The sequence below is a fragment of the Microcoleus sp. A2-C3 genome (genome assembly GCF_036706065.1).
Lineage (GTDB): Bacteria > Cyanobacteriota > Cyanobacteriia > Cyanobacteriales > Microcoleaceae > Microcoleus.
This window is the reverse complement of record NZ_JAUBVX010000024.1, coordinates 58,964-78,267: the sequence shown is the minus strand read 5'-3', so window position 1 is coordinate 78,267 and position 19,304 is coordinate 58,964. Positions and strand designations below refer to the sequence as shown.

At 45.4% G+C, this 19,304-nt stretch carries 14 protein-coding genes; 9 read left to right on the top strand and 5 right to left on the bottom strand.

Annotation, left to right across the window (positions count from 1 at the left end):
* The first annotated feature begins 57 nt into the window (after positions 1-57).
* Positions 58-2,541 (top strand): ATP-binding protein, encoded by a 2,484-nt coding sequence (locus QUB66_RS15140; RefSeq protein ID WP_332967371.1) that lies wholly within the window; start codon positions 58-60, stop codon positions 2,539-2,541.
* 102 nt (positions 2,542-2,643) lie between these two features.
* Here the strand turns inward: QUB66_RS15140 and QUB66_RS15135 are convergent, their stop codons facing one another.
* Complete coding sequence (locus QUB66_RS15135; RefSeq protein WP_265235603.1) at positions 2,644-3,228, bottom strand: D-glycero-alpha-D-manno-heptose-1,7-bisphosphate 7-phosphatase; 585 nt, start codon at positions 3,226-3,228, stop codon at positions 2,644-2,646.
* 185 nt (positions 3,229-3,413) lie between these two features.
* Complete coding sequence (locus tag QUB66_RS15130) at positions 3,414-4,130, bottom strand: DUF305 domain-containing protein (RefSeq protein WP_332967370.1); 717 nt, start codon at positions 4,128-4,130, stop codon at positions 3,414-3,416.
* A gap of 244 nt (positions 4,131-4,374) precedes the next feature.
* Between QUB66_RS15130 and QUB66_RS15125 the strand changes: the two genes are divergently transcribed.
* From QUB66_RS15125 to QUB66_RS15105, 5 genes are all read left to right on the top strand, one after another.
* Positions 4,375-4,569 carry a heavy-metal-associated domain-containing protein gene (locus QUB66_RS15125; protein ID WP_265235601.1) on the top strand — a complete coding sequence of 65 codons (195 nt, stop codon included), beginning with the start codon at positions 4,375-4,377 and terminating at the stop codon, positions 4,567-4,569.
* A 214-nt stretch (positions 4,570-4,783) separates the two neighbouring features.
* Complete coding sequence (locus QUB66_RS15120) at positions 4,784-7,036, top strand: heavy metal translocating P-type ATPase (protein ID WP_332967369.1); 2,253 nt, start codon at positions 4,784-4,786, stop codon at positions 7,034-7,036.
* 19 nt (positions 7,037-7,055) lie between these two features.
* The gene (locus tag QUB66_RS15115; protein ID WP_265235599.1) at positions 7,056-7,568 is read left to right on the top strand and encodes a cupredoxin domain-containing protein; all 513 of its coding nucleotides are present in this window, start codon (positions 7,056-7,058) and stop codon (positions 7,566-7,568) included.
* 110 nt (positions 7,569-7,678) lie between these two features.
* Entirely contained in the window at positions 7,679-8,074 is a 396-nt protein-coding gene (gene gloA, locus QUB66_RS15110) for a lactoylglutathione lyase (protein ID WP_265235598.1), read from the top strand.
* A 124-nt stretch (positions 8,075-8,198) separates the two neighbouring features.
* Positions 8,199-8,849, top strand: coding sequence for a Uma2 family endonuclease (locus QUB66_RS15105; protein WP_265235597.1), 651 nt, complete (start codon positions 8,199-8,201; stop codon positions 8,847-8,849).
* A gap of 189 nt (positions 8,850-9,038) precedes the next feature.
* Here the strand turns inward: QUB66_RS15105 and QUB66_RS15100 are convergent, their stop codons facing one another.
* Together QUB66_RS15100 and QUB66_RS15095 are read right to left on the bottom strand one after the other, a co-directional pair.
* A complete protein-coding gene (locus QUB66_RS15100; RefSeq protein ID WP_265235596.1) occupies positions 9,039-9,989 on the bottom strand; it encodes an SGNH/GDSL hydrolase family protein in 951 nt (316 codons plus the stop codon).
* A gap of 126 nt (positions 9,990-10,115) precedes the next feature.
* Entirely contained in the window at positions 10,116-11,531 is a 1,416-nt protein-coding gene (locus QUB66_RS15095) for an MBOAT family O-acyltransferase (RefSeq protein ID WP_332967368.1), read from the bottom strand.
* A gap of 251 nt (positions 11,532-11,782) precedes the next feature.
* Here QUB66_RS15095 and QUB66_RS15090 point away from each other — a divergent pair, with 251 nt between their 5' ends.
* Together QUB66_RS15090 and QUB66_RS15085 are read left to right on the top strand one after the other, a co-directional pair.
* Entirely contained in the window at positions 11,783-14,749 is a 2,967-nt protein-coding gene (locus QUB66_RS15090; RefSeq protein WP_332967366.1) for an ATP-dependent Clp protease ATP-binding subunit, read from the top strand.
* Positions 14,750-14,831: 82 nt separating this feature from the next.
* Positions 14,832-15,089, top strand: a complete 258-nt coding sequence (locus QUB66_RS15085; protein ID WP_332967365.1) for a DUF433 domain-containing protein — start codon at positions 14,832-14,834, stop codon at positions 15,087-15,089.
* A 95-nt stretch (positions 15,090-15,184) separates the two neighbouring features.
* On the opposite strand, the gene QUB66_RS15080 is transcribed toward QUB66_RS15085, so the two are convergent.
* Positions 15,185-15,415 (bottom strand): photosystem II protein, Psb35-related, encoded by a 231-nt coding sequence (locus tag QUB66_RS15080; protein WP_332967364.1) that lies wholly within the window; start codon positions 15,413-15,415, stop codon positions 15,185-15,187.
* Between the two features lie 380 nt (positions 15,416-15,795).
* Between QUB66_RS15080 and treS the strand changes: the two genes are divergently transcribed.
* Positions 15,796-19,182, top strand: coding sequence for a maltose alpha-D-glucosyltransferase (gene treS, locus QUB66_RS15075; protein WP_332967389.1), 3,387 nt, complete (start codon positions 15,796-15,798; stop codon positions 19,180-19,182).
* Positions 19,183-19,304 lie beyond the last annotated feature (122 nt).

Genomic DNA, 19,304 nt, shown 5'->3' with positions numbered 1-19,304 from the left:
TTGTATTTCAAATGGTAAATGAGACTATCAAGGTAATAGCTAAGGAAAAAGGCAACGATGGAGTATTCCACACCGATTCGGTTACAGCGCACCCTCACTGTTGCGGAAGCCTGGGGCTTTAGTGTCGTGGGATTTCTCATCTGGCTGACGCTGGCTCCCACGATCAATCAAGAACTGGGTACAGCCGCCCTGTGGGTTTGGATTCCCGGTGTGCTGGTGGGGATGCTATTGAGCCTACAAATGCGGCAACTTGGCAGCAAGTGGCAAGATGTTTCCGGTGGGACTCCCAGCTATGTGGCTCGCTTGCTGCCGAACTATCCGGCAGTGGCGCGATATGTGGGTTTTGCCTACTATTTGAGTTGGGTGTCGGTTCCTCCGATTAACGCGATCGTCCTCACGGCTCTGGTGCAACATCATCTCGAACCGATGAATCTGACAGTGCCAGAGAAAGCCCTGGAAATTGGCTTCACGCTGGTTGCATATTTTGTGGCGTTTAGTGGGTCGCGAGCGCTGGCAATTTTGCACCTCTTCTTTGTGCTACCGTCGATCGGCTTTCTCTTCCTATTTATTGCTCAAGGCTTAGGCTGGTTAGCCTTTGCACCCGACAGTCCGGGCTTGTTGCCATCTAAATTCAGCTCCATTAGTTCTCCCAACGGGCTGAAGTGGTATTTCTGGGCAGCCTATGCTTTCTACTCCTCTGACACTGTGGCCGCCTTTATTGCAGATAGCAAAAAACCAGAGATGACCCTCAAATTTCTGTCCTGGTTTGCCTGGTTAATGCCCTTCGTTTACATTGGGGGCTCCTGGGTGTTCATGCGACTGGCAAGCGACACATCGCTCGGTAGCGATCTCTATGCCAATTTGGTGGCAGCAGCTAAACCGTTTTGGGGATCTTATACCTCTTTGTTGATGACCCTGTTGATTACCTCTAGCTGCCTTCTGGGAACCGCCACAACAGTGTCCAATACGCCGCGCTTTTTGTATCAGGGAGCGTTAGATGGAAACATGGCTCCAGTGTTTGGAGTGTTGTCGCGTCGAGGAACACTGGAACCTGCGCTGATTTTAACCTTACTCAGTAGCCTCCTGTTTTTGGTATGGGGTGATGTCAACCGCATTGTGGTGATCTCTTGTGTGTGCTTGGTCGTTTCAATTATGTTCGTTCATCTGGCGCTGTGGCTGCGCCGCCACGATCCTGATGTCCGATGGGGACATTTGTCCCTTGGGATTGCGATCTTTGAATTTATTGCCTTAGTAGTGGGAGGGGTTGCCTGGGGTTGGCAAGATTTTCTGATTGGTATTCTGTTGCCGATCGTTCTGATTGCCCTGGATGCGATCGTTCGACGCAGTTCCTTCGCGCCATTCGGGCCCGCCTGGTGGGATCGACTGCACGCGAAACCCCAAAACCCAGTCAAAGACCGAGATTTTCTAATGGCTCAGGTCAGCATTCTAATTTTGCTGGTCTGCGCTGCATCCACGGTAAGCTGGTTCGTGTGTACCTGGATTCGCCCTACAAGCAATGCTCTCAATCCCGAAATTCTGATTATTTTATTGATGACGCTGGCGTTTGTAGCGGTGGCGATCGCCTGCTGGACTTCCCTACCTCAAGTTGCTGCCATTCACGAACTGGCAGTCATCGCCACCGATCAAGCTCGGCAGCTAGAGCAAACCCTGAGCGCGCTGCAAACCGCTCAAGTGCAAATGGTGCAGAACGAAAAAATGTCCAGCCTGGGTCAACTGGTGGCAGGGGTTGCCCATGAAATCAACAATCCAGTCAACTTTATCCACGGCAACATCACGCCTCTGAATGATTGCACTGAAGATTTGCTGCGGATGATCCGCCTCTACGAACAGCGCCATCCGGGCGACGATCCAGAAATTCGCGCCTTAGCTGAGGAAATCGATCTGGAATTTCTGGTAGAAGATGTGCAAAAAATGTTGTCTTCTATCAAACTTGGCACAAATCGGATTCGGGAAATTGTCATATCGCTGCGAAACTTTTCTCGCCTTGATGAGGCCCAATTCAAAGCGGTTGACATTCATGAAGGCATTGACAGTACATTGCTGATTCTGGGACATCGCCTCAAAGTCAAGACGGAGAACCCTGAGATCGAAGTGATTCTGGACTACAGTCAGTTGCCTCATGTCGAATGTTACCCCGGACAATTAAATCAGGTGGTGATGAATATTTTGGCAAATGCGATCGATGCGTTGGATGAAGCGAATGCCCAGCGTACTTACCAAGAAATCAAAGCCAGCCCCAATCAAATTATCATCCGCACTACGATGTTAGGTTCAGATTGGGTAGAAATTGCGATCGGCGACAATGGATCGGGAATGCCTGAATCGGTGAAACAGAAAATCTTCGATCCATTTTTCACCACTAAGCCCGTAGGCAAAGGAACGGGCATGGGGATGGCAATCAGCTATCAAATCATCACCGAAAAACATGGCGGTAAGCTAGAGTGTTTTTCCACGCTGGGCCAAGGAACTAAGTTTTTGATTCAAATTCCGATCCGTCAGCCAGTCCGTGAGGCAGCATAACGAGATTCCCTAAAAAGTCTTCCACCTTAGACAATATTGCAAAAATAATTGGGACGGGCTCAAAGCCCATCCCGAATATACAATGTTTATTTGCTGACTAGCTTAATCATCAAAATCTTGCAAAATCCACTCAACCCCCGCAGCTAAATTTGCAGCAATAAAATCCGGTTTAGTATGGTGCTGATACTCCCCGCTCAACACGCTTTCGCCGTAACCAGTCTGCACTAAAATACCAGTACAACCGGCATTGTGAGCCATATCAACATCAGTCGCTTTATCCCCCACCATAAAACTATTGGGCAAATCCAAATCGTGTTCCCAAGCCGCCGCTACTAACATCCCCGTATTCGGTTTTCGCCAAGTCGTATATCGCGTAAATTCTGGGTTTGTTCCGCCTTCCGCTTCGCTCAAATAAGGACAGTAATAAAGAGCATCTAACCTCGCTCCAGCTTCTTGTTCTAATAACAAACACAGGCGTTTGTGCAAAGCTTCAACATGGCTGACCGGATAATAACCCCTCGCAGGCCCGGATTGATTGGAAACCAAACAGCAAAATATTTGTCGATCATTTAAACGGCGTACAGCTTCAGCTATGCCTGGGATTAAATGCAAATCTTCTAGTTTGTGAATGTAGCCAGCTTCGATATTGAGAACGCCATCGCGGTCGAGAAATACTGCTCGTTTCATAGAATTGCGATCGGATTGTAGATACTGTCTGGAACTGTCAAGGAGTAGCGCTCAAATAATTGGAGTTTAAAGGCTTTTGGGATTTTAAGATGCCAAAAACCGTTTGACCTCAATTATACTCTAGCTACCATGAAAAATTCAAGCCAGTATCCATAGATATTGCAATTAATTGATCCGCCCCGTCACTACTTTTTGTACCAAGCTTGGCGCCACTCTTTCATTTGCTCAATTTCTTGCTTTTGCGAAGTCAGAATCTCTTGAGATAATTTCTTCATTTCCGGCCGTTTCGACTTGTTCAAAGCATCTTCAGCCATCACTAAAGCTCCTTCGTGGTGGGGAATCATCGCATTCAGAAATCGCAGGTCAAATTCAGCATCAGCCGCCCCTAAATCCATACTCATCATCATGCTTTGCATTTGTTCGGGAGTCATTGCCATCATGTCACCCATTTGAGCGTGATAAGCCATCGGTGTATTTTCGGCTTTGGCGTACCAGTTTTTTCGCCACTGTTTCATTTGATTGATTTCGCGGTTTTGAGCGGCAATCATGTTATTTGCTAGTTTTTTTATTTCCGGGCGTTTGGATTTATTTAGCACATCTTTCGCCATGTTTATAGCACCTTGATGGTGTACTGTCATGCCATCAATAAATCGCAAATCGTAGTTGGCATCAGCAGGGCCTAAATCCATTGACATATTGTGATTCATGCCATGATTCATGCCACCGCTGCCGCCTTGTGCCACGTCTTGCTTGTTGTTCGTTTGAGTTGCTGTCGTAACATTTGGAGCTTGAGTTTGGCTTGTCGGAGCTTTTGAACAAGCTGCAAGCACTCCGCTGGTTAAAACGGCTGTGGCGGTCAATGTCAGCGCTGCAAAGCCTGTTTTTAATGAAGTTGATTTCATTGATTTTATATCCTTAAAACTGCCATTTATATTTAGTTTCTCAGATAGAAATGAAATCAGGATGAAATTATTGATGATCATCTGTAAATAATTCTTGCTGTGCCGTCTCAGGTAGCGTGTTAAACCACTTTTTTCATAATTCCAGATTTATTTCGCAATTCCCTTGACTCTCCTGCTGACTGGAGACTTTACAATGGAGTTAATTCATTAATTGAGCAGAGTAGTTTCTGCTGAGGTTCCAATTATGACTTTACAGCTAAAAGTACCCAAGATGGCTTGTTCTGCTTGTGTGAATACAATAACCAAAGCAGTCCAAGCCATTGACTCAGCCGCCGCTGTTGAGGCGGATCTCAAGACAAAATTTGTCACGATTCAAACGGCTAAGGAGGAAAGTGAAGTTAGAAAAGCGATCGCATCTGCTGGCTATCCTGTAGATTAATTTTTAGGTCAACGCCAGCGGTTTCTAACTTTAGGAATACAGCCATTTCATCTTAATTTCACATTAGGGTGAAATGCTGAAAACTATAACCGTAGCGTCCAGCAATCGCACCAATCATTTCGAGCGCAATTCTCCTCAGTAATTTGGAAACTCGGTCATGCCAATTACTAAATACCTTGGCAACCTGCGCTCTTATTTAGTTTAGGAGTACCCTATGGACAATCTTACACTTAAATTGGGGGGCATGAGTTGTGCTTCTTGTGCTTCATCTATCGAACAAGCGATTAAATCTGTTCCCGGCGTAATTGAGTGCAGCGTCAATTTTGGGATGGAACAAGCAGCTATCCAATACGACTCTAAGCAAACCAATTTAGCAGCAATTCAATCGGCGGTTGATGCTGCGGGATACGAAGCTTTGCCACTTCAAGAAATGGTGGCTGAGGATGATACAGCCAAAGCCGATCGCAAATCTGAGTCTCAAAACTTGCAGCGAAAACTCTGGACAGCAGGTATCATCAGCATCCTGCTGTTTGTGGGTGGTATTCCAGCCATGACTGGCTTGCACCTGCCATTCATCCCCGCATGGCTGCACAATTTTTGGCTGCAATTAGTGCTGACATCACCGGTACAGTTTTGGTGCGGCAAATCATTCTATGTGGGCGCTTGGAAATCCTTCAAACGGCGCGTCGCTACAATGGATACCCTGATTGCTTTGGGAACGAGTGCTGCTTACTTTTATTCGGTATTTGTGACATTTTTTCCCGGCTTTTTTGCGGCACAAGGTTTGACTCCTAGCGTTTATTACGAAGTTGCCGCCAGCGTTGTAGCTTTAATTTTGTTGGGGAAAACCTTAGAAAATCGGGCGAAGGGAGAGACTTCGGAAGCTATTCGCAAACTCATGGGTTTGCAAGCAAAAACTGCTCGGATCGTTCGCAACGGAGAAGAGTTGGAAGTGCCGATCGCCAAAGTGGAAATTGGCGACATCGTACAGGTGCGGCCGGGCGAGCAAATCCCCGTAGACGGAGAGGTAATTGAAGGCTCTTCGACGGTAGACGAAGCAATGGTTACGGGAGAAAGTTTGGCTGTCAAAAAGCAGCTTGGCGACGAAGTGATCGGAGCGACAATTAACAAAACTGGCAGCTTTAAGTTTCGCGCGACAAGAGTTGGCAAAGATACATTTTTAGCTCAAATTGTCAAGATGGTGCAGGAGGCACAGGGTTCAAAAGCACCGATTCAAAAGTTAGCAGACCAAGTAACTGGTTGGTTTGTTCCCGTAGTAATTGCCATCGCTTTAGCTACTTTTATTATTTGGTTTAACGCGACGGGTAACTTCACTTTGGCGACTGTGACAATGGTGGAAGTGTTAATTATTGCCTGTCCCTGTGCTTTGGGTTTGGCGACTCCGACTGCTGTGATGGTGGGAACTGGTAAAGGTGCGGAAAACGGGATTTTAATTAAAGGAGCCGATAGTTTAGAATTAGCGCAAAAAATTCAAATTATTGTGTTAGATAAAACTGGGACTCTCACGGAAGGGAAGCCGACTGTAACTGATTTTGTGACTGTCAAAGGCACGGCAAACAGCAATGAGTTAAAGTTGCTGCAATTAGCGGCTTCTGTAGAGCGAAATTCGGAGCATCCTGTGGGGGAAGCTGTTGTGAGGTACGCTCAATCTCAAGAGGTGAATTTGACAGATGTTCGGGATTTTGAGGCCGTCGCGGGTAGCGGTGTGCGAGGGGTTGTGGGCGGAAAGTCGATCGCCCTAGGGACTCTCAGGTGGATGCAGGAAATGGGCTGGGATACTGAGTATCTGGAACTGCGCGCGAGAGCTTTGGAAGTTTCGAGCAAAACGGTGGTTTGGATGGCTGTAGAGGGCAAAATTGAGGCAATTATGGGCATTGCTGATGCCCTGAAACCATCGTCAGCGCAGGCTGTGAAAGCGCTGCAAAAGCTCGGTTTGGAGGTGGTGATGCTGACTGGGGACAATCGATCGACTGCGGAGTCGATCGCCCAATCTGTCGGTATTACTCGCGTTTTTGCCGAAGTTAGACCAGACCAAAAAGTCGCTAAAATCCAAGCGCTGCAAGGGGAAGGCAAGATTGTGGCGATGGTGGGAGACGGGATTAATGATGCACCGGCTTTGGCCTTAGCAGATGTGGGAATTGCGATCGGTACCGGCACCGATGTGGCGATCGCAGCCAGCGACATTACCTTAATTTCAGGAGATTTGCAAGGCATAGTTACAGCAATTCAACTGTCACGCGCTACCATGCGGAACATCCGCGAAAACTTGTTTTTTGCCTTTATTTACAACATCGCTGGAATACCGATCGCCGCGGGCATTTTGTACCCAATTTTTGGCTGGCTGCTAAATCCGATTATCGCCGGTGGTGCAATGGCTTTTAGTTCGCTTTCGGTAGTGACTAATGCTTTGCGCTTGCGGAATTTTAAAGTTAAATCTGTTGCGTAAATTATGAGGAATTTGAAAAATGTTTAGTCAGCGTCAAATTTTAGGAAGCATCGGAAGTTTAGGAATTATAGTGGGAATGGCTTTCGGAGTCCAAGCTTCCCAAATGCCATTCAAAAATTCTACTTCAACCACTCAATTTCGCCCCATTCAACAACCATTCGGTTTAAAAGTTGGCGTAACTCTAGGAGGGTTGGCATTAATTGGTCTAGAATTGTGGTGGTTTCTATTTAGTAAAACTCAAGGGCAGCAAGCTGAGTCTATTCAGGGAATACAAGAGTTAACTATTACTGTAGACGGGGGTTATGAGCCTTCCACTGTAGTTGTGAAAGCAGGTCAATTAGTCAGGCTCAATTTCTTGAGGCGCGACCCCAATAGTTGTCTTGAAAAAGTGTTGTTACCAGATTTTCACATTGTGCGAGAATTACCTCTAAATCAGGTAACGGCTGTTGAATTCACCCCTCAAAAACCTGGACGATACCTATTTACTTGCGGCATGAATATGTTTAGGGGTGTGGTGGAAGTACAAAGCTAAATCAAATAGACAGTTATCAACCTGCGGCAACTGCGACGGTTGAGGCGCGAGTTTTTTAAGCAAGAAATCGCTAAAATAGATGAAAGCTTAAGAAATTTGGAGTGAGCTAAATGCAACTACTACACACGATGCTCCGAGTCGGCAACCTGGAAGAGTCCCTCAAATTTTACACCGAGGTTCTGGGCATGAAATTGCTGCGGCAAAAGGACTATCCAGACGGTAAATTTACTCTGGCTTTTGTGGGCTACGGCGACGAATCCGATACTACGGTTTTGGAATTAACATATAACTGGGGTGTCGCAGAGTACAATTTAGGCGATGCTTACGGTCATATTGCGATCGGCGTTGACGACATTTACGGTACTTGCGAAGCAATTAAAGCCCGCAGCGGTAAAGTTATTCGGGAACCAGGCCCGATGAAACACGGTTCAACTGTCATCGCTTTTGTGCAAGACCCAGATGGATATAAAGTTGAATTAATTCAACTGGAAAATCCACTCGACTAATCCAAGAAACCGGGTTTCTGCGATATTTTTGGTATCCTCACGAGATTTTGCAAGAAACCCGGTTTCTGAGGCTCCACACGATCGCTGTTATCATCAAATCACTTCAGATCAGAAGGGAACGACTATGCAAACCCAAGAAAAACCAGCAATCGCCAAGCAACCGCCAACCGAAAAACGCCACTACACCCCGGAGGAATATCTCGCATTAGAAGAAAGTGCGATCGACAAAAGTGAATACCATGATGGAGAAATCATACCCATGACAGGCGGAACAGCGAACCACAATAAAATTGCACTAAATTTTTGCCGAAAATTCCCCTTGAGTGTGAATGGTCAAGATTACGAGACTTTTATCAATGATCTGCGGCTGTGGATACCCCTAACTCGCCGCTACGTCTATCCCGATATCATGGTGATTCAAGGAGAACCACAATATCAAGGAAGTAACAAAACAATTGTTACAAATCCTCTGGTAATCGTCGAGGTTTTATCGAATTCAACCAAAGACTACGATCGCGGTGGTAAATTTCTCGCCTATCGCTCAATTCCTGAATTTCAGGAATACATTTTAGTAGATCAATATAGCTATCACATTGAGCAATTTGCCAAAAACTCTAACGGGAAATGGGTATTAACAGAATATGATTCAGAGGAATCTCTATTAATCCTAGAATCCGTAGAATTTCAAATGCCACTGAGAGAGATTTACGAACGAATTAACTTTGATGTTAAAGACGAAGAAGTAAGCCAGCCAACAAGTAATATTGAAGAATAATATCGAGTTTTCCCATAATCTAAGAAACCGGGTTTCTGCGATAATTTTGGCATCTTCACCGAGGTTGAATGAAGAAACCCGGTTTCTGACTAGCACACATCGCCCCATAATCTAAGAAACCGGGTTTCTGCGATAATTTTGGCATACTCACGAAGATTTAGTGAAGAAACCCGGTTTCTGACTCCCAATTTATGGCTTATTCTTAGGAACCTTTAAGACTTTATCCTTCGCCATTTTGTCAACAATTACGTCGCTGATAATGTGAGCTCCGTGGGAAGTAAAATGCACGCCGTCATTAATTTTTACATAGCCTCGCTTCCCCGATTTGTCAGCAACTATCGGAACAAATTTTCCCGATTCTGCAAAAGTTTCCCAAGTAGAAATAAATTCAATTTTGGGAGAAGCTTTTTTAGCATTTTTATAAATATTGTTCATGATTGGAAAAGCTTTGATATACGCAGATCTATTAGAGTTAGATTGACCTATCCAATACACTTTTCTTACGGAGGAAGAGCCAAGTAACTTGGCATATTTATCTACTCTTTCTTGATAAGCTTTTTGCCATTCTGGGGTCAGGATTGCCCGGTATTTTCCTTGAGAATCAATGATATCTTGAGGATCGTTGCCTCCGAACAAAATTATCACTACATCTGGTCGATAATCCTGGATAATTTCGCTGGTTCTGGCATACCAGTCATAATAATCTATCCGATTTAATCCGCTCGATACTTTGTAGTCAAGTTTTGTATTTGCGATATTGTATTTTTCCTTGAGAGTGTACTGGAGTTGAGTTCCTAAGTCGAACATTACGGAATCTCCAATAAATAAAAATTTGCGATAAGGTACGGTTAGTTTTGGTTTAGCTGGAGTTTGTTTTTTAGCAGGTTTTGGGGCTGCAACTGCCGATTTTGTTGCGGTTGTTACAGGAGAAGTTGCGGATTTTTTTGGAAGGCTATCGAAATTAATATCTTTAATTTTGCTCCAAAAATCTTGTTCTGATTTCCTGAAACCGTCTATTTCAATCTGGCGCGCTGCTTGTTTAATTTCGGAACTGGCTAAAGGAGTTGAAGAAAAGCTTTTCAGAAATAAGGATAAATTAGAAAACATTAAAGTGAGAATTACAGAAGTAACGATCAGCAAAAATTCTCGGTCTCTCATAAGAAGGAAGAAGGAAGAAGGAAGAAGGGAAGAAGGGAATAAGACATACACAGGAATCTTTTTAGCGATCCGTATTTTACGTTTAATTAGGTGGATTTACTTGCTTTTTTAGAAATTAAAGTAAATAAAAGGTGGGACGGTGCTCGGCCCCAGCATCAAGATAGCATACACGAACAGCGAAACTAAGACAACCCGAAAGAACAGGTTTTTTAAGGAAAATACGGTTTGCAATAGCTTGGAAATGCGATCGCCCCACAGGTTGATCGCGCCAATGACGGCAATTACTAGATACAATTGCCAAAAGTTGAATTGAAAAGTTGCAGCCGAAAAACGAAAGATTCCCTGAAAAAACCCGATCGCAGTTTCCCAGTTGGGAGTACCGAAAAATACCCAACTACAGGTAACAAAGGTAAAGGTTAACAACCAACTGCAAAATTTTGTAAATGTGGGAAAGCGATAGTCTATTTTCCAGCCGATAGCTTGGGGGATATCTTTACATAGATGGTTGACAACCAATCCTAAACCGTGAATTGCTCCCCAGACAATAAAGTTTAAACCTGCGCCGTGCCAAAATCCGCCGATCGCCATTGTGATCAGTAAATTTACGTACTTCCGCAATTTGCCGTATTTATTGCCGCCCAAGGGAAAGTAAAGGTAATCTCTCAGCCACTCGGAAAGACTGATGTGCCACCTTTTCCAAAATTCTTGCAAGCTGAGCGATCGGTATGGCATATTAAAGTTGGCAATGGGTTTGAAACCCAGCAAGCAAGAGATGCCATTAGCTAAATCCGAGTAGCCGCTGAAATCTACATAAATTAAACAGGAATAGGAAATTGCGGCGAGGATTAAATCGATGCTGCTGTATTGCTGGGGAACTTTGAATGGGAGTTGGGTGAAGTTAAACAAAAAGCTCGATAAAGTATATTTTTTGAAGAGTCCCGACAAAATTAAAACTATAACTTCTTCGATTTGATAATCGTATTTTTTAGGTGAATTTAGCTGCGTGTAAAATTCGCCAGCCCGCGAGATTGGCCCGGAGGCAATTTGGGGAAAGTAGGTAATGTAGGTGGCGTATTCTACAAATTTTGGACAGGAGATTTTGTGTTGGTAGCAGTCGATTAAATGGGAAATCATTCTAAAAGTGTAGAATGATACGCCGACGGGGGCGATTATTTGCAACACTTGAAAGGTAGCGGGAATCTGTAGCTGGTTTAGTACCTCAAATAAGGAAGTTACAAAGAAGTTGCAATATTTAAAGATGCCGAGGTTGGCAATGTTGAAAATTATGCCGGAGACAAAAGCAAGTTTTTTATATTTGCTGTGGCAGACAGCCCGGAGAATGATATAATTGTAGACAGTGCCTAAAACTAGGAGCCAGAGAAAATCAAAACTCCAAAAGGAATAAAATAATAAACTGGAAACTAGCAAGACAATTTTATATAAATCGATTTGAGGCTTCAAAGAGAGGATTGTGCTAAAAAGAATCAGGAAAAATACTAAAAATTGGTAAGTGGGAAATAACATAAATCTCAGTCGATTTTTTTTTAAATGCTGGCAATATTTTCCTAAGTTCGATCGCGCGATCCGGTCAGACTACACCAAATTTTGGGGTGGATTGCGGACGGTAAGCTTGTACAAGCGGTCAATTGTGTGGCAACTTCCGCTCTTGTTAACCGCACTCATAGATTCACACATCGTGTTTCAAGATTATGATGGTTGTGAGACGATATATTGACGAATAACAACAGGAATCCCCTTGATTGTGAGGAACCAACGTGCAGCCAACAGACCCTAGCAAATTTACAGATCAAGCCTGGGAAGCCATAGTCAAATCCCAGGATGTAGCCCGCCGCTTTGCCAATCAGCAGCTAGAGGTTGAACATTTAGCGATCGCCATTCTAGAACAGCAAGCCCTAGCAAACAGCATTCTCAGCCAAGCTGGAGTCGATGTCCCCCGCTTGGCGCAGCAGTTAGATGCCTTTGCTAAACGACAGCCGAGAGTTGCCAACGCTGACCAACTATACCTTGGCCGCGGCTTAGAAGTGATGTTAGATGCTGCTGAGTCTGCCAGACAGACTTGGCAAGATAATTTTATCGCCGTTGAACATTTATTAATAGGCTTCCTAGAAGATGAACGAGTTGGTAGGCGATTGCTGACTAGGGGCGATGGGCCACCAGGCCGCCCCGGATACGATCGCAAACCAGCCCCAGGGACGATCGATCGCGCCAAACTCGAAGAAGCAATCAAATCGGTTCGCGCTACTACCAAAGTCAAAGATCAAAAGCAAAGCCAAAGCCAAAGCCAAAGCCAAAGCCAAAGTCAAAGTCAAAACCAAAATCCCGAAGCCAACTCCGACGCGCTGAGTAAGTACGGCCGCGATTTGACAGAAGCCGCCAAAGCAGGCAAACTCGACCCAGTAATCGGCCGCGATGAAGAAATTCGCCGCGTCGTCCAAGTTCTTTCGCGCCGCCAAAAAAACAATCCGGTGTTAATTGGCGATCCCGGAGTTGGAAAAACTGCGATCGCCGAAGGTTTAGCCCAGCGAATTGTCAACGGCGACGTGCCCGAATCTTTGAAAAATCGCCAACTATTCAGCCTCGATATGGGCAGTTTAATTGCTGGGGCAAAATTCCGAGGTGAATTTGAAGAACGATTGCGTTCTGTCCTGCGAGAAGTTATCGATTCCGACGGGCAAATTGTCCTATTTATTGACGAATTGCACACCGTTGTTGGCACTGGCGGCGGCGGCAGTTCCGGTTCGGGAATGGATGCTGGCAATTTGTTGAAACCGATGTTAGCCAGAGGCGAATTGCGCTGTATCGGCGCTACAACTCTCGATGAATTCCGCAAAAATATTGAAAAAGATCCGGCACTAGAACGCCGCTTTCAACAAGTATTTGTTGGCGAACCGACTGTGGAAGATACTGTTTCAATTTTGCGCGGATTGAAAGACCGCTACGAACGCCATCACGGGGTAAAAATTACCGATTCGGCGCTGGTTGCTGCTGCAACTCTGTCTTTTCGCTATATTTCCGATCGCTTTTTGCCGGATAAGGCGATCGACCTTGTAGATGAAGCGGCCGCCCATTTGAAAATGGAGATTACCTCCAAACCCGTGGAATTGGAAGGAATCGACCGCCGGGTGATGCAGTTGGAAATGGAAAAATTGTCGATTGAAGGCGAGGGAAAAGGTTCTCCCAGCCCCACCATCAGCCCCCGGATCGATCGCATCAAAACAGAGATTGACATCTTAAAAGTCAAGCAGGAAAAATTGTCATCTCAATGGCTGGGCGAAAAGCAGTTGTTGGATGCAATCAATAAATTGAAAGCAGAAGAAGACCAATTGCGAGTGCAAATCGAACAGGCAGAAAGAGCTTATGATTTGAATAAAGCGGCGCAGTTGAAATACGGTAAATTGGAGACTGCGGTGCGCGATCGCGAAGCCAAGGAAGCCGATCTTTTGAAACAGCAAGCTCAAGGTTCTTCACTGCTGCGGGAAAAAGTTACTGAGGGCGATATTGCGGAAATTGTGGCGAAGTGGACGGGAATTCCGGTCAATCGGTTGTTAGAGTCGGAACGCCAAAAATTGCTGCAATTGGAAAGCCATTTGCACAAAAAAGTCATCGGTCAAGAGGAGGCTGTAACGGCGGTTGCTGCGGCGATTCGGCGGGCGCGGGCGGGGATGAAAGATCCCGGTAGACCGATCGGTTCTTTCTTGTTTATGGGCCCCACAGGCGTGGGAAAAACCGAGTTAGCGCGGGCGTTGGCGGAGTTCTTGTTTGACAGCGATGATGCGATCGTCCGCATCGATATGTCCGAATACATGGAGAAGCACAGCGTCTCCCGGTTAGTCGGAGCTCCCCCCGGATATGTCGGTTACGACGAAGGCGGACAACTTTCCGAAGCTGTGCGGAGACATCCTTATTCGGTAGTGCTGTTTGACGAAGTAGAAAAAGCGCACCCCGATGTATTTAACATTTTGCTGCAAGTGTTGGATGACGGCAGAATTACCGATTCTCAAGGTCGAGTTGTTGACTTTAGAAATACCGTAATTGTGATGACTAGCAATATCGGTAGCGATCACATTTTAGAGGTGTTTGCGAAGAAAGAAAAAACCGCCAAGAAACCAGCAACTCGCAAGCACGAACCGAAGGAGGTATCAATTCCCAAGACAGATTATAAAGTTGCTGATGATGGTACTGTCGAGGTGTCAGCCCAGCGAGTTGATATTGACAGTGAAGGTAAGACGGAAAGTAAGATTGAAATTAAGTCTGAAAACAAGTCTAACAATGAAAAATCCTTGACTCAAGAACGGGAGACAGACGAAGAGTACGAACAAATGCTAAAACGGGTGATGACTGCTTTGCGATCGCACTTCCGGCCAGAATTTCTCAATCGGGTGGATGAGATCATTTTGTTCCACACGTTGAGCAAGATCGAACTGCGGCAAATCGTCACCATCCAAGTGAAGCGGATCGAGCGGTTGTTGGCGGAGCAAAAAATCACTTTGGAACTCTCAGATGCGGCGAAAAACCATATCACAGATGTCGGTTACGATCCAGTTTATGGCGCTCGTCCCTTGAAACGCGCCATCCAGCGGGAGCTGGAAAACCCGCTGGCTAACAAGATTCTGGAAAATGCGTTTGTCGAAGGTGATACAATTGCGATCGACTGCGTAAATAACGCTTTGCAGTTTCGCAAAAAAGACTCTCTCCCCGCCCTGGTAGGTAACAGTTTGTAGCTGGATTTAGGAACAGGCTTTCTGGCCTGTTCCACCAAAAATAAATCTTCTTGTGTCCCAGAAAGCCTGGTAGTTTACAATCATGAAACAACTAACTAGAATCACTCTGAATCCAGAGGTAATGGGTGGAAAACCCTGCATTCGCGGCTTGCGAGTCACTGTTGGCACGATAGTCGGACTGATGGCATCGGGACACTCAGCGTCCGACATTTTGCAGGCTTATCCCTACCTGGAAGAAGCAGATATATATGAAGCACTTGCCTATTCAGCGTGGCGAGTTGAAGAAGTAGAAATTCCTATCAAGGTGGAACAGGCATCCTGCCTGTTATTGAAAAATTAAAAACAGGCTTTCTGGCCTGTTCCACAAGCAGATTAATTTTTGTGGAACAGGCCAGAAAGCCTGTTATTGAAAATAGTGAAGCGTGCTACTGAATATTACGAATTGGACATGGTGCGGCTGGTATAAGCATCCATGCTGTATGCGGGAACGCGAACGCGGTAATCAATGTCTGTTCCAGTCACAGATTTTGCCAGTTGTTCAAAAGATTCATCATTCCAATTGCGATCGTGAATGGGCTTTGACTGTTCGCCCAGAAAATATGCTTGAGTACCAATCACTGAGGCCGCTACCCAACCGACGACCAAAAGAGCGATTACAATAATCATTTTTGTTTTTTCCTTAACTTTTGTTGCTTTATGTAAATAAATGTAACAAAATTTAGCAATCAACGTCAAGGTAGTGTAATGTCGTGCCAACCGTCCAGCAGGTACGGGATACCGCACCTTTGAGGGAAATATAGGGTGTAGTTAGCAAGCACCGGTATCCCAATTGTGAACTGTATCCGCAATAGCAAAATAGATTGTTTAATTTTTTAATTAAGAAATTATAAGTTTTGCGTTAATAAATTACGATTAAAACTCTGCCGCTAGCATGACGAATCGTGGCAAAATTATGCGTTATGATTTATCAGTTTGGATTTGAACTAACAAATCTCAATTACCAAATCGCCATTCCCAAATCAAAATTACCAATCACCATAAAAATTATGCCCAACTCAATGTTAAATGACGATCCATTGTGGTTCAAAGACGCCATCATTTACGAAGTACCAATTCGCGCTTTTGCAGACAGCAATGCAGACGGCATCGGCGACTTTCGGGGACTGACAGAAAAACTGGATTACCTGCAAAACTTGGGAGTAACAGCAATTTGGGTACTGCCATTTTTCCCCTCGCCGCTTCGAGACGACGGTTACGATACATCTCACTATACCACCGTCAACCCAATTTACGGCACGTTAGAGGACTTTAAAGAGCTTTTAGAAGCAGCGCACCAGCGGGGAATTAGAGTCATTATTGAGTTGATTGTCAACCATACTTCCGACCAGCACGCATGGTTTCAGCGAGCGCGCCGCGCCCCGAAAGGCAGTAACGAAAGAGATTTTTATGTGTGGAGTGATACGCCGGAAAAATATCAAGATGCTCGGATTATTTTTCAAGATTTTGAGACTTCTAATTGGGCTTGGGATGCGGTAGCAAAAGCTTATTACTGGCACCGTTTTTATTCCCATCAACCAGATTTGAATTACGACAATCCAGCCGTCCGCCAAGCTATCTTAGATGTGGTAGATTTCTGGTTGGAACTGGGAGTAGACGGACTGCGGATGGATGCGGTGCCTTACCTGTACGAGCGCGAAGGTACTAACTGCGAAAACTTGCCAGAAACTCACGTATTCCTGAAGCATTTGCGCAAGCACGTAGATGAGAAATTTCCCAACCGGATGCTGCTTGCTGAGGCGAATCAGTGGCCGGAGGATGCGGTTGAATATTATGCTGGTGGCGATGAATGTCACATGAACTTTCATTTTCCGCTGATGCCGCGTTTATTTATGGCTTTGCACATGGAAGATAGCTTCCCAATTAGCGATATTCTCCAGCAAACTCCGCAGATTCCCAATAATTGTCAGTGGGCATTATTTTTGCGGAATCACGATGAATTGACGCTGGAAATGGTGAGCGATGAAGACCGAGATTATATGTATCGGGTTTACGCTCAAGACACTCAGGCGAGAATTAATTTGGGTATCCGCCGCCGCTTGGCTCCGCTGATGGGAAACAACCGCCGCCGCATTGAGTTGATGAATGCTTTGTTGCTGTCTCTTCCTGGTACGCCGGTGCTTTATTACGGCGATGAGATTGGGATGGGTGATAATATCTATTTGGGCGATCGCAACGGGGTGAGAACTCCGATGCAGTGGAGTAGCGATCGCAATGCAGGTTTCAGCCGCGCTAACCCGCAGCGGCTGTACGCGCCGCCAATTGTTGACCCTGAATATCACTACGAATCGGTTAACGTGGAAGCGCAGCGGGCGAATCCGAGTTCTCTGTGGTGGTGGATGAAACGCTTGATTGCTGTTCGCCAACGCTTCCAAGCATTCGGCCGCGGAACTTGCGAGTTTCTGTACCCAGAAAACCGCAAAGTTTTAGCTTTTGTGCGCACTTATCAAGACGAACACATTCTGGTAGTCGCTAATTTGTCGCGCTTCGTGCAGACGGCAGAATTAGACCTTTCACCGTTTAAAGGTGCTGTTCCGGTGGAGATTTTCGGTCGCACTGAGTTTCCGCAAGTTGGCGAGTCGCCTTACTTTTTGAGCTTGAGTCCTCACACGTTTTACTGGTTTACTCTTACTGTTAAACAAGAAGATTTTTCACACGGCTTTAAAACAGAGTTGCCGAGTTTGGCGGTCATCGGCAATTGGAAAAATGCTTTTGCTACAAGTCAATTAAGCGAGATGCTGCTCTCTGTTTTGCCTAATTACTTGCACAACCATCGCTGGTTTGTGGGTGCAGATAGGACGATTCAATCGTTAGAAATTAGCGATATCGTGCCTGTTGAATGCCACAATAGTACCGGAGATGATTCTAAAGTTTACATTCTGTTTTTGTTGTTGAACTATACTGAAGGAATGCCGGAAACTTATGTTTTGCCTTTAGGTTGGGAAGAGATCAAAGGTGATTTGGACGATCGGGCGATCGCGCGCCTGCACTTCCCTGAAAGCAACGAAGTCGGGGTGCTATTTGATGCTGCTGGGGACAAAGGCTTGCTGAGCGCGCTGCTGGGGGCGATCGCCAATTCTCGCAGTTACGCAGGTGCAGCAGGTCAACTGCTAGGAATTCCTGACATTGCATTCAGCTCAGAACAAGATTTATCCGACCTGGAGCCTCACCTGTTCAAAAAAGAACAAAGCAATACATCCGCAGGTTACGGCGATCAATTCGTCTTGAAAATATTGCGAAAAGTCGAGGAAGGCATCAACCCCGAATTAGAAATCGGACGCTTTTTAACAGAGCACAACCCGATCCAACACTACGCTCCAATTGCCGGAGCATTGGAATACCGCACAGCAGAAAAACAAGTAATTACAGTTGGAATACTGCAAAAACTCATCCCCGACAGTAGGGACGCTTGGTCTTATACATTAGACACACTACGCGACTATTTCGAGCAAGTAATGACAGTAGAAGCAAAGTATTCCGGCGAGTTTTTATCTACTTCTCCCGAAGATTATTTACCCAGCGCTTTGACCGCACAAATGCGACAGTCAAACTCGCTAGTAGCCGATTTATCCCTAGAAATTCCGGCATTAGCTCGCGAACTCATCGGCTCTTACTTAGCATCAGCCGAACTTTTAGGTCAGCGGACAGCCGAACTCCACCTCGCTTTAGCTTCTGAGCCAGAAAATCCCGCTTTTGCCCCTGAAAACTTCACCTCATTTTACCAGCGTTCTATCTATCAACAGATGAGAAATATGGCAGGAAGAACTTTGCTGCTGCTGAAAAAGCATTTGTCCAAACTGCCACCAGAAGCACAAAAAATGGGACAAAGTATCCTCAACCGCGAAGATTTGCTCATGGAACATTTCAAGTCTATTTTGAACTTGAGAATCACGGCCGATCGAATTCGCTGTCATGGGGACTTTCATTTCGGGCAAGTTCTTTATACAGGCAAAGACTTCGTAATTATTGATTTTGGAGGAGAACGCAATCGACCATTAAGTGAGCGGCGGATGAAGAGATCGCCCCTGCGAGATGTTGCGGGAATGCTACAATCTTTCAATTATGCTTCTGTTTTTGCACTCCGCAATGAAGTACAAAGTGGCATGATTCGCCCTGAAAATCTTCCGGAGATGCAGCAGTGGGCGAACGTTTGGCACCGCTGGGTCAGCCTCACTTTTCTTAACAGCTATTTGGTAACAGCAGCCGATGCAAATTTCTTACCCAAATCTATACCAGAACTGCAAGTTTTGCTGGATGCTTACATTTTGGAAAAAGGGGTTTCTGAGCTGGCCTACGAGCTCAATTACCGATTGGATTGGGCGGAAATTCCGCTGAAACGGATTCTAGAATTGCTGAATGTCAATCACAGGCCGTAGCTGATTTTTAAGTAGTGAGTAGGGTGCGCAGTGCGCACCTTATATTAACTAAATCTGCTTTGATATTGATTTTATCGGCGAATAGAATTCGCGACTACACAAACGAAGTCCGCCTTCGCGGA

What these genes read in the sequence shown, in the direction of transcription:
- QUB66_RS15095 (WP_332967368.1), bottom strand. Translation starts at nt 11,531, where the DNA reads ATGTTATTTCCCACTTACCAATTTTTAGTATTTTTCCTGATTCTTTTT.
- QUB66_RS15140 (WP_332967371.1), top strand. Translation starts at nt 58, where the DNA reads ATGGAGTATTCCACACCGATTCGGTTACAGCGCACCCTCACTGTTGCG.
- treS (WP_332967389.1), top strand. Translation starts at nt 15,796, where the DNA reads ATGCCCAACTCAATGTTAAATGACGATCCATTGTGGTTCAAAGACGCC.
- QUB66_RS15105 (WP_265235597.1), top strand. Translation starts at nt 8,199, where the DNA reads ATGCAAACCCAAGAAAAACCAGCAATCGCCAAGCAACCGCCAACCGAA.
- gloA (WP_265235598.1), top strand. Translation starts at nt 7,679, where the DNA reads ATGCAACTACTACACACGATGCTCCGAGTCGGCAACCTGGAAGAGTCC.
- QUB66_RS15130 (WP_332967370.1), bottom strand. Translation starts at nt 4,130, where the DNA reads ATGAAATCAACTTCATTAAAAACAGGCTTTGCAGCGCTGACATTGACC.
- QUB66_RS15085 (WP_332967365.1), top strand. Translation starts at nt 14,832, where the DNA reads ATGAAACAACTAACTAGAATCACTCTGAATCCAGAGGTAATGGGTGGA.
- QUB66_RS15125 (WP_265235601.1), top strand. Translation starts at nt 4,375, where the DNA reads ATGACTTTACAGCTAAAAGTACCCAAGATGGCTTGTTCTGCTTGTGTG.
- QUB66_RS15135 (WP_265235603.1), bottom strand. Translation starts at nt 3,228, where the DNA reads ATGAAACGAGCAGTATTTCTCGACCGCGATGGCGTTCTCAATATCGAA.
- QUB66_RS15080 (WP_332967364.1), bottom strand. Translation starts at nt 15,415, where the DNA reads ATGATTATTGTAATCGCTCTTTTGGTCGTCGGTTGGGTAGCGGCCTCA.
- QUB66_RS15115 (WP_265235599.1), top strand. Translation starts at nt 7,056, where the DNA reads ATGTTTAGTCAGCGTCAAATTTTAGGAAGCATCGGAAGTTTAGGAATT.
- QUB66_RS15120 (WP_332967369.1), top strand. Translation starts at nt 4,784, where the DNA reads ATGGACAATCTTACACTTAAATTGGGGGGCATGAGTTGTGCTTCTTGT.